The 12,096-nt window shown below is 43.1% G+C and carries 3 protein-coding genes; 1 reads left to right on the forward strand and 2 read right to left on the reverse strand.

Going from position 1 to position 12,096, the window contains the following annotated elements; translation table 11 throughout:
• Positions 1–284 precede the first annotated feature (284 nt).
• Positions 285–1,316 carry an SDR family oxidoreductase gene (locus EKQ44_RS01565; protein WP_237661764.1) on the reverse strand — a complete coding sequence of 344 codons (1,032 nt, stop codon included), beginning with the start codon at positions 1,314–1,316 and terminating at the stop codon, positions 285–287.
• A gap of 82 nt (positions 1,317–1,398) precedes the next feature.
• The gene (locus EKQ44_RS01570) at positions 1,399–2,457 is read right to left on the reverse strand and encodes an AbrB family transcriptional regulator (protein WP_237661765.1); all 1,059 of its coding nucleotides are present in this window, start codon (positions 2,455–2,457) and stop codon (positions 1,399–1,401) included.
• A 259-nt stretch (positions 2,458–2,716) separates the two neighbouring features.
• Between EKQ44_RS01570 and EKQ44_RS01575 the strand changes: the two genes are divergently transcribed.
• Positions 2,717–11,953, forward strand: coding sequence for a carboxypeptidase regulatory-like domain-containing protein (locus EKQ44_RS01575; protein WP_237661766.1), 9,237 nt, complete (start codon positions 2,717–2,719; stop codon positions 11,951–11,953).
• The last annotated feature ends 143 nt before the right edge of the window (positions 11,954–12,096 follow it).

Here is a 12,096-nt window from a genome sequence, read left to right on the forward strand (position 1 = left end):
TGTTGATTTCCACAAATGGTTTCGCTTTCCGCGTCGCGTTCTTTAACCTCCTCACGCTTGCGGGTCTCAAGATTGCCGCTACTCCCCCGCTGAGGTCTACGTTTTTTGTTCCAAGCTACGGCTAGAGTCACCCTTTTACTCTGAAAATACTCATCTCATAAAGTAAAAGGAAATTGATTTCATTCAAACTTTTCAACAGCTAGGTTGCTGCAAAATAAACAGATGCATTAACAGAGCTAAAAAAAAGAATCTGTGATTTTTTTCACAGATTCTTACCAAATGATCTATTTTCTCGTTTTCCAAGCATCCAATACCTGCTGTTCTTTTTCTCGGTGAATGCCTGCCTTCCGTTCTTCATCGCTCCTTGAGGTTTCCCAATGGAGTACATCTTTTACCGTCTCTTCTAGAGAACGGACTTCCAAGCGGTGCTGCACGGTCTTTTCAATACTTATGGAACCTGCACCCCGCCATGGTTCATTGCCTTCCACGAGTGGATGTTCTTCAGGAATCCATAGGGGCATCTCTGTCCAAGGCGCGACATGTTGTTCCAATAAAAAGCCTTCGTCCGCCCATATAAAATCCACTTCCGAACCAGTCACCTTTTTGCAGGTAGTCAAAAAATCATCCATTGTGAGCGGTGTGGTTGGTCCGGTCACATTAAAGGTGCCGGTCACCTTTTCATCTGCCATTTTGAGTATCCAAAGAGCCATGTCTCTTGCATCTATAAATTGTATCGTTCTTTCGTTCCTTCCGGGTGCGAGTATTTCACCACCATCAGCAACACGATTAACCCAGTAAGAAAAACGATCTGAATAATCGTATGGACCAACTAGAAGGCCAGAACGGACATGCAATACCTTGTCAGGCATGTTTTCCTCTGCGGCACGTTCACTCTCTGCCTTCAATGCACCATAATGGGCATTGATCTCTTCTTGTGTACCATAGCCGACTTCTTCTATTTCTTTTTCAGTCAGTGTCTGCACTGGGTAATCCTCTGTAATGTTATGCGGAATCCAATCTTTGTAAACCGAAATGCTCGAAATGAAGGTATAATGGTCCACTTTATCCGCTAGAACTCTTGTGGATTCTGCCAAGGCTTTAGGGGTAAAACCGCATGTGTCAATGGCTACATCCCATTTGCCGGTTTCAAGGAGCGAAAGATCTTTGTTCCGGTCTCCAACAATACATTCAACTTCCGGAAACAAATCTGGATGATTGCCACGATTGAACAAGGTCACTTCATGTCCTTGCTTTAACGCTTCTTCTACAATGAACCTGCCTAAAAACCGTGTTCCACCAATCACTAATATTTTCATATGTAGGCCTCCAGGATTTAATGAACTATATTTAATAGTTATTCTATTTCCGCAACCAATAATCCTTTATTTTGAACTCGGCTCAAGCATTGCTTGTTTCTACTTTCCTCCCAAAATACCATTTCAGCATTGGTGGAACAACAATAATGATAAATAAAAGCCTCACCAATTGCAGGGAGCTCACAACTGCTGGATCTCCTCCAACCGAAGTTGCTGTAAGCACCATTTCAATAAGTCCCCCTGGTGCAACACTCAAGATGGCAGTCGGCAGATTTAGGCTGGTCATAGCCGCCAAAATCGTCCCAAGTCCAAAGGAAACCAGAATTAACGTGACGGTCAAGCCAAAATAAACAAAGCAATATTTGCCTCCAAGCTTCAAATCCCCGAATGAAATGCCTTTTCCCATACCTATGCCAACAGTTATTTGTGCTGCTATCAATAGTAAGGGAGGGAGAGTCGCCATCTCTACAATACTAACATTAAAAAATGCAGTTAACCCCAGTGGGACGATGACAATGCCTGCCGGGATTTTATTTCTTAGTAAGACTCCTGCAATAGCTGCAGGAATGAACCATACATACTGCCAGCCACCAAATTCGTAGGCACTGCCGATGAAAGTAGAAGGGACTGATCCACTCACTGAAAAAATATGAAGTACAACAAATGGAACCATGAAAAGAACGGTCAATAAACGAACGGTCTGGAAAATAACCACTAGGGAACTCTTCGCGTTTAACGATTCACTTGCAATCACCATCTCCGACAAACCACCTGGTATGGAACCGAACACACTTGTAATCCTATCAACGGATATCCATTTTGTAACAAGCACGCTATTTATGATGCTTATAGCAATCAATGCGATGGTTGATAGCAAATAAGGAAGTATGTATGGTGCTACCGTCAATAATGTATCTTTCGTAAAATAAAGCCCGAAAAATAAGCCGAGTATTAAAAATCCACTCTGTTTCAAGGGGTCTGGACAATAAACCTGACGATTAAAAATACCTTGATACAGCAGGATGGAAGTCAAGGCCCCAAGAACCCATGGCAGTGGTAGGTTTCCGAGGTAAAATACATACCCACCTAGACCACCGATAACATAAGCTTCCACTAATACGAATATAGGTATATTTCGCATATCTAAAGACTCCTTTATTTGAATAAAGCAATTGTAACATATTTCAAGAAGAAGAGTAGGAAATTTCTGATTAACTACTAACTACCTAGCGGGGGGATTTCGACAAATTACTTTGAGTAGATTGATAGATTGATTCGACAGCATCTTTGGGGCTAATTAATCAAATTAGTCGAAAATGTAAAAAAAGTAAAATGATGAACAGGTATACGTCGATTTTTCGTGTATTTAGTATAACGAATCATACGATGGGGGTGTGGGAATGAAAAGGGGAAAAAAAGGGGATTGGACACGCTTTTTTCCGATGCTGCTAATTTTAATTTTATTGTCTGGTAGTGTATTGCCATATGTTGCTTCAGGAAATGATGAAACGGCTAAGGATAGTCAAAGTCAAGATGTTGAACTGGAAAAAGAGAGGGAAATGGAATACATGGAACAAACGAATAAAGTGGAGGACTTAGAACTGGAAAGAGGGGAACTTCTGGATGTCCTTTCGGGTCTTGAATGGGACCCTCCAAGTCTACTAAAAGAAAATGAGGCAGGAGATATTACAGTTAAGGAAAAAGTTGAACCAGCAGTCGTGGAAGAATTGAAAGAAAAGAAAACAGTGGATGTCATTGTTCGTTTGAAGGATAAGCCGGAACCTGAAAAGGCGATGATGAATGCAACAGGTAAAATGTCGCATGAAGAACGTGTAAAACTGGTGACAGATAATCTTCAAAAGCATGCAGGTGAAAATCAAAAAGCGATTACATCGGCCATTTCAGCCCTTGAAAAAAAGGGGATGGCATCAAATGTAGAGTCACTTTGGATTATTAACGGGCTAACCTTGACTGTGGACAAGGATGGCTTGGAAGAACTAAAAAGTCAACAAGATGTTGATAGGATTACATTAGACCGGGTAATTGAAGCTCCAGAAATTATGACAGAAGGCACAAAGCCAAGACTTCCTGAATGGGGACTTGAAAAAATAAAAGCTACAAATGTTTGGGGGGAGTATGGCCTAAAAGGGGAAGGAATAGTCATCGGTATCATGGACTCAGGTGTGGATGGTACACACGAAGCCCTCTCTCATAACTATCGTGGGAGGGATGGAAACCATCAATATTCTTGGATCGATGTTTCCGGACAGAATTACAGTACACCTCAAGATGGTTACGGACATGGTACGCATGTTGCTGGTACGGCAGTTGGTGGAGGCGATGGTGAACCTATCGGGGTTGCACCTGAGGCAGAATGGATCGCTGCAAAAATATTTACTGATGGTGGGTCCGCTACCATTTCTGGTATACATCGTGCATTCGAATGGTTTATGGCTCCAGGAGGGGATCCTTCCAAAGCCCCTCATATTGTAAACAACTCCTGGGGGAATCCTAATACTTTTAATAAGGAGTTCTATGAAGATGTTCAGGCGTGGGTGGCGGCGGGGATTTTCCCTCTTTTCGCTGCTGGAAATGAGGGGCCAGGGGCACAAACAGTTGGTTCACCGGGAAGTTTTCCAGAGTCTTTTACAATCGGAGCTACAGATAGAAACGATCAAGTTGCATCATTCTCAAGTCGGGGCCCAGTATATTGGATAGATGAAGCCGGGAATCAACAACGGCTTTTAAAGCCAAACGTGACGGCCCCCGGACATCAAGTTTATTCAGCGTGGCCAAAGGTAAGAGGCCAAGGGAAGTACAATACGATAAGCGGAACTTCCATGGCAACACCGCATGTTGCCGGAGCGATAGCTCTTTTGTTGCAAGCCAATCCAAATCTAACCATTCAGGATATTAAAGACCTGCTTGCTGATACGGCAAGGCAAGAGCAGCATATGGGCACCTTGCCTAATGACCTTTATGGGGAAGGTATCATTAACATCTACCAGGCTGTTACAGAAACTGCTTATGCAGGTCTGCTGAAAGGGACTGTCCAGACAGCAGATGGAAGCGATGTACCAATCAAAATTGAGATTCCTGCGCAAGAAATCAGTATGGAAGTTGCGAGAGGACCATTTGAATTATCTGTAAGAGAAGGGAAACATAATGTCATTGTTGAGGCATTTGGTTATAAGCCGTTTGAAGTGGAGATCGTCATAAAAAAAGGAGAATCGACCTCCGTTGCATGGAGCTTGGATCCCTCTGAGCGATATGAATTAAAAGGTAAAGTGGTAGATAAAGAGACACAGGCCGAAGCAGCACATGCCTATATCTCACTAAAAGGAACCCCCGTCAACGCCAGGGGGGATGCATCAGGGAACTTCAAGCTTAGCAATATACCAGAAGGAAAGTATGAACTTGTTGTCTCTGGTGAAGGCTTTAAAGGAGTTAGCAACCAAATAGAAGTTACAGGCAATCACGAACTGACGATCGAAGTGGAATCATATACGTCGACCCACTCTCGTGAATGGACCACTGCCAACAGCCGTCATGATAGAAATGCGGTGTCAGCTAATGCGATTGATAGTAATGAATTGAGCCAACAATGGGAATATTTGAATGGTACAAAAGGGCAGATTCTTTTTGCAAGTCCATCCGCCTCGCAGAAATATGTAGTATTCACCACAGACAGGGGATGGGTGACGGCATTGGATGCAAGAAGCGGAGAAGAGATCTGGAGTATAAGGCTTGGTAGCAGCAATCGATCAACTCCAACAATTGTGGATGACACTGTCTATCTTTCAGGAGGACAGAATGGAACAATTTATGCTTTGAATCTATTAAATGGAAATATTAAATGGAGTAAATCCATTGGTCAACCGGCAATCTATGAATCTCCTCTCTATAAAGATGGGACACTTATTGTCAGTTCAGGGCTGACAGATAATGCAAGTGTGTATGCGTTGGATGCAAGAGATGGTAAAGAATTATGGTCTTCATCGCTCGGAGGTTCTTCTTTCTTTGGCGGTGCGATAGGAGATCAGCTTGTATATATAGGCTCTTATGAAAATCGTACATTAAGAGCGTTGCAGATTACAGATGGAGCAGAAATTTGGAGTAAGCAGATCTCACAGGAAGGCTTCGCGTCAAGACCCGTCTATCATGAGGGGACTGTTTATGTACAAACCTCCAACTTTGGCAATGGTGCAGGATCTCTCCTTGCGATAAATGGGACAACAGGTGAAATAGTGTGGCAAGTGGCAGGGGTTGGGGATTCCCAGGCTGGTTCTCCTATCATTTATGAAAATCTAGTAATGGTGGGGTCGTCCTCCATGCCGATCTTGCGTGCATTTAATAAAACCACTGGCGAAGAAGTATGGAGCAATCGTAGTGTGGGAACGGCGCTTCATAATGGAGCTGTCAGTGCAAACGGTGTACTTTTATTCTCTGGAACAAGTGGGATGTTGCAGGCACTTGATGTGTATTCAGGTACAGTACTGAAAGACTTCTCCTTACCTGACTATAGTACATCCGGAAGCCTCATACTTCCTGGAAATGTTGTGGTACCGCACCGCAATGGGATTGTTAGCTTTCAGTCCCCAGGGACATTAGAAGGGACCATTTTGGATGAGAACGGAGAAGGGATTTCAGCGAAAATCTCTGTATTGGAAACCGAGGAAGATGGAGATATTTTCCATGATGGCAGTTACAGTTTTAAGCACCAACCTGGAGAATTCACATTAAAGGTAAGTTCCTATGGAAAAAAACAAATCACAGAAAAAGTTACATTCGTTTCAGGCTACAAACAGGTTAAGAATTTTACACTATCTGAAGCTCAACCAGGCGGATTGGAACTATCCGTTAAAAATGAACGAACAGGTGAAAGTCTCAGTGGGGTGGAAGTGGTAGTGAAAGATACCCCCTTAACAAGTACTACCGATGATAACGGTTATTTGCAATTTGATGAGATATATGAAGGCAGTTATGAGGTTGAACTTAAGTTGAACGGTTTTAAAGAATGGGCGGATACAATAACAATTGAGCCAGACTCAGTACATTCGATAGAAATATATATGCAGCCATTTGATATAGCGGTATTGAATGATTGGGAAGGGGAAGTCACTTCCCTATTAAACTCAAACGGATTTCTTGCGGAAGAAAGGGACTGGGATATTGTCGATGATATAAACCGATATAAAACCATCTATCTGAATGGGGCATATGGTACAGGTGGATGGAGACCGGATGCTGTATTGTTCAATGAATTGGTGGAAAAAGCGGAAGAGCATGAAGTGAACCTGGTGTTTGCCGATTCTTGGGGTTCAGGTTACGGATCGATACGTCAGCTTACAGAGTATAATCTGGATCCAAAAGAGATTGCCCACTATAACGGAATGGGGCAAGTTCGGTTACAGGTGGATGAAGAGCACCCAATACTGGATGGGTTTAGTAAAGGCGAAAGAATCACATTGTTTACAAGAACAGGGGATTTCGCCTGGTATAACCAGCATTCAGGGCGTCATCTTGCAAGTATCGGAAGTACTACGCAAGGAACGAAAGGAACTGGGGTATCTTATAAGGCTGTTTCGGAAAACAGCGCTCATCTGTTACTTGCTAATCACGGGGCCTCTCCATGGATTTCTCCGCTGCAAGGTTGGCTACCAGATATGCAGGCTGTGCTTTTCAATGGTTTGCGTTATCTTCACGATGCGGAATTTGGCAAAGTGATGGGCACGGTTGTCAACCTTGATGGAAACCCTGTACAAGCAGAAGTGGGAATTGTGGAAACCAATATCTCCACAAAAACGGAAGGTGAACAAGCAGGTTTCGAATTGTTCCATGATGAAGGGGAATTTACGATTGAGGTCAGGGCAAGTGGGTTTGCCACCGAAACAAAACAAGTCGTCATTGAACATGGAAACCCCATTGATATCCAAGTTGTTCTCACATCTTCTAATGGGGATAAGGTGTCGGGTGTCATAACCGACGGAATGAGCAAACAACCGATAGCCGAAGCGGTTGTGAAAATGGTCAAAGACAACGAAGTGGTGGTAGAAAGGGAGACTTCCGCTAATGGAAGATTTGAATTTACAGGATTGGAATATGGAACATATACCCTTCAGGTTGAAAAGGAAGGTTTTATAAAATCAACTCAAAGAATGGAAGTCGGCAGGGTTCAAGGGGACGTAAATGTGGAACTTTTTGCGACACCTAGGGTTGCGGTTCTAAAAGATTACAGTTTTAGCTCACGTAATTTTCAATCATTAATGGGAGATGCCGGAATACCTGTCACACCACTTACTTTTACGAATGTAATGGAAGAAATCAAAAATTATGATGTTTTATTTATTAATGAAGCATCTAATTCGGACTTACCGTTATCACTATTCAACTCTTTAATGAAACAAGCGGACCAGGCAGGGACAAGTGTTATTTTTGGTGACAACAACGGTAGTACTGCTGCCATTGCACGGCTCGTAGCTTTGCGCGAGGATCCTGATTCTAGAAGCACCATATCAGATACAACGAAGTCGGCAGGCTATGTGGTCATGGAAAATCACCCTCTATTCAAAGGCTCGGAGAATGGCGATTTTCTCGAAATGACCGTGCCCGCTGGTGGAAGGATTGCCACGTTTGATGGGTATTCCGGCTACACCCTTGCTTCCATAAAACACGAAGGAAATGATACCGTACACGGACCTGCGGTTGCCTTTAAGCCAAGGACATCAGGAAATATGGAGTTACTGTTAAGCGGTCATGGATTTGGTACATTCAGACATAAGGATCACTATACACCACAAGGAAAGGATTTCTTGGTGAATGCCGTACGTTGGGCAGCCTATGAAGAATTTCAAACCATATCCGGAACGTTGATGAATGAAGATGGAGAACCAATTAAAGGGACAGTTTCGGTAGAAGGTGAAGCTTTCTCTACTGAGACAGATTCAGAAACTGGAGCATTCAGTATTGCCATGGTTGATGGAGATTATGACATCACAATAGAAGCATTCGGTTATGAATCCTTAAGGAAATCAGTAAGAGTGGATTCAAGCTCTGAGCCACTCGCACTTTCCCTCCAAGTGGATGATAGAGTAGGGACAATTAGCGGAGTGGTGGAAAATGAGGCGAATGGGAATGCGCTCGAAGGCGTTCGAGTGGACGCCATCAATGTTCCTCGAGAAGCAATAACCAACACCCAAGGCTCCTTCCATATAAATAAGATAATGCCAGGCTCCTATCATCTTCTTTTGACGAAAGAAGGCTTTGTTAATAAAGAAGTGAGTGTGATGGTAGAGGAAAACGGTGAGGTGGATTTACAAATTTCCTTAAAACCTTCTCCCACAATTGGCATTATTGTTGACTCGACTTCTTCAGGTTCAATAACGATGAAACAGTATCTGGAGGAAAAGGGATATAACGTTGTGGAGATAGATTATACAGATTTAGATAGGATAGAAGGTGTGGATCTGATCATAGCAAACTCTGACTATGACAATAATAAAATTCCGACAGCTGCTGAATTTAAAGCATTCCAGCAGGTCTTGGACAGCACAGAAACGTCAATTATATGGACGGGTCAACATGCCGGAAGAGGTGGCATCCGATTCATGAACACCTATGATAATAATCCTGGTGTTGCAATTGGAGGAAGTCAAGTAGGGGTTCAAGGCTTGGTTTATGAGGAGCATCCAATAGTGGAAGGGGTACCTGTGAATGAAGCATTCCCTGTATCCAACGGCTCTAACTATTTTTACGCCTTTGATGAGTACGATGGAGAAACCATCGCTGAACTGACCACAGCGTCAGGGGATAGAATAGGAGAAATGATTGGGTACAAAGGGAGAACCAATCATTCAGTGGAAGTACTACTGGCCAACTTCACATTTGGTCACCCATATCACCCAGGTCTGCCGCAATATTTTGATGAGCATCGAGAACGGATTTTCAACAACACTTTAACGTGGATCTTGGATAATCAAGAATCATTGGTAGGTGAATTGAATGGCAAGGTAGTAAATGAAAAAGACATGGAGGTCCAAGCAACTGTAACTGTCTTGGAATCAGGTAAGACTATATCCACCAATCAGCAGGGTGAGGTTTATCTTGGATTACCTGCAGGATCTTACACAATAAATGTGGAGGCTTTTGGTCACCTTGCAAAAGAGTTTCCGATTGTAATCAAAAATGGTGAAAAGTTGGACGCAACCTTTGAAATAGTAACGGACCAATCCGGAGTAATCAAAACTACCGTGAAGGATGGACAATCAGGAGCTGTTGTGGAAGGAGCGACAGTAACAATAAATGAAACACCTGTAATGGGAACAACAGATAAGGAGGGTATATTTGAAGCTGTTGTACCTGTTGGCTCGTACAGTGTAAGGGTGACCGCTCCAGGTTTTGCACCTGTTCTAAAGACTAATGTTGTTGTAGAAGAGGATGAGATTAACGAGCTTACCTTCCAATTAGATGGATCTGAAAAAATCGCAGTGGTTGGAACGACGCTGAATGGTGGAAGAATCATGAGCCTACTGGAACAAAGAGGCTATGATACGGAATTCCATTTGCACTCTTCCATGAACGCCCTGATCGATAATATTGGGGATTACGCATTGATCATATTCAATGACAGGCATTCGAGTATGAGCAATGAACAGTTCCGGTCCTTTATTGAACTGGCAGATGCTAACCAAGTCAGTATGATCTTCCCTTCACAGATGAGCAATGGGACCATCAGGGAACTTTCGTCTGTCTTTAATAATCCGGAGTCAGTGAGCCAAGGCTATGTGCCTAGTGAAATTCAGGTGGCAGTAGATCATAGTCACCCGATATTTAATGGCTTTACTTCTGACATGATCACCCTTCTACAAAATGGAACGAGCAGCGTTCAATATGCGGTATATGATGGATACAGCGGTACGACCATCGGTACCCTGCATCACCCTGAACGAGGGGTGCTAGGTAGCGGTATCGGCTATGAATATCGTACAGCGAATTCTGTACATGTCCTGTTGTCTGGTCTACATGCAGGAACGTATGGTCATCCAGATTCAAAATGGACACAGGAAGCAAAAGAACTTTACTACAATGCAGTAGATTGGGCAATCTCGGCAAGTCTTGGGGAAGTGACAGGAACGGTGCGTTCCGTTGATGGAGAAGCTATCCCTAATGCGAAAGTCGTCATTGAGTCTTTGGAAATGGAGACCACAACCAATACATCCGGACAATATAAACTCGGAGTTGGCACTGGTACGTATGAAATAAAGGCAAGTGCAAGGGGCTATATGGAACAGGTAAAAGAGTTCCAGATATCTGAGCTAGGCGAAGAAATAATAGCAGACTTTGACCTTGAAAAAATAGAAGGTTCCTCTATTTCTATAAAAGTGACTAATCAGGAAGGAGTGGCGGTAGAAGGAGCGAAAGTAAGGTTAACATCCTCGGATTTTTCAGGTGTAGAAGACGAATTGATCACGAATGAAGAGGGAACGGCAGTCTTTGTTGATCTATTGGATGGAGACTATAAAGTTACGGTAACTCTGGACGGCTATATGAATTCAACAGGAGAGGTTCCTCTCGAAGGAGAAAATAAAGATATTACTTTAGTGGTGTCTCCTATCGAGGTAGCAGTGTTAGGGGATTGGAACGAATCGCTAACCAACTTCTTGAATGAAGAAGGCCTGTATGCAGAAGCAAGAGATTGGACTGTAGTGGAAGATTTAGAACATTACAAGTTAGTGGTAGTTAACACATCTAAAGGTACAGATGCCCAAATGAATGCTTTGCTAGAGAGAGCAGAAGAATATGAAGTTAGTCTCGTGTTTTCAGGCTCTTGGGGAGATGGATCCATACCTCTATATTCAAAAATTTCCGGTTATCCGGTACTAGATCAACAGGGGTACAAGGAGAGTCCTGTAAGTCTGAAAATTCAAGAAGGCCATCCAATTTATAATGGTATTGAAGCGGACGAGGAAGGCTTGATCGACATACACGTTGAACAAAGTCCTTATGCCACGTTTAAGGAATATCCTGGTGAGATGCTTGGTAACATTTATGTTAATGGTGAAGACAAGGGTACCGCCATTGCCTATGAATTCAAAGGTGAAAAACATATGCATCTATTGCTATCAAGTTTCGCTGCAACGAATATGATAGGACCTGATAAAGGGTGGACTGAAGAAGGGAAGCAAGTTTATGTCCAGGCGCTGCGCTTTGCAATGGAAGCGGAAAGACAAGAAGAGCCTGTGGACCCCCCGGGAGCGCCGGAGTGGGAAGAAAAGAGAATACAAACCGGTGATAAACCTGTATTGGTCAAAGGATTTGCTGAACCGTTATCAACAGTCCATTTATTCCAAGAGAAAGATGGGGAGAAAACAGAATTAATTTCTGTACATGCAACAGCAGATGGTAAATTCAGTGCAGAGTTACCATTGAAAAATGGTAGCACCTTCCTGGTCGCACAAGCAGAAAATGAAGGTGGATTGTCTGAGTGGAGTGACACGCTTCAAGTGATAGTTACTGGTAAGCCTACTGGTAAGCCTACTGGGAATCCGAGAGAGCCAAGGGTGCCAGAACAGCCTATCGGAACAAATGAAGATGGACATGAGGAAAATAATAGTAGTGATAATGAAGAAATAAATTAAGGGTTGTTTTTCAGAGCCCGAGAACATCAAGTGATGTCCTCGGGTTCTGTTTTTTACATCAAGGAATAAGTTGTGATGTTCCCCAGGATAAATGCCAGTTCTTCCAATGTACTTTCTATAGGCATTAAAGAGATCCTGTGATA

Source organism: Sutcliffiella horikoshii (assembly GCF_021991925.1).
In the GTDB taxonomy this organism is placed as follows: Bacteria; Bacillota; Bacilli; order Bacillales; family Bacillaceae_I; genus Sutcliffiella_A; species Sutcliffiella_A horikoshii_F.

What these genes read in the sequence shown, in the direction of transcription:
- EKQ44_RS01565 (WP_237661764.1), bottom strand. Translation starts at nt 1,316, where the DNA reads ATGAAAATATTAGTGATTGGTGGAACACGGTTTTTAGGCAGGTTCATT.
- EKQ44_RS01570 (WP_237661765.1), bottom strand. Translation starts at nt 2,457, where the DNA reads ATGCGAAATATACCTATATTCGTATTAGTGGAAGCTTATGTTATCGGT.
- EKQ44_RS01575 (WP_237661766.1), top strand. Translation starts at nt 2,717, where the DNA reads ATGAAAAGGGGAAAAAAAGGGGATTGGACACGCTTTTTTCCGATGCTG.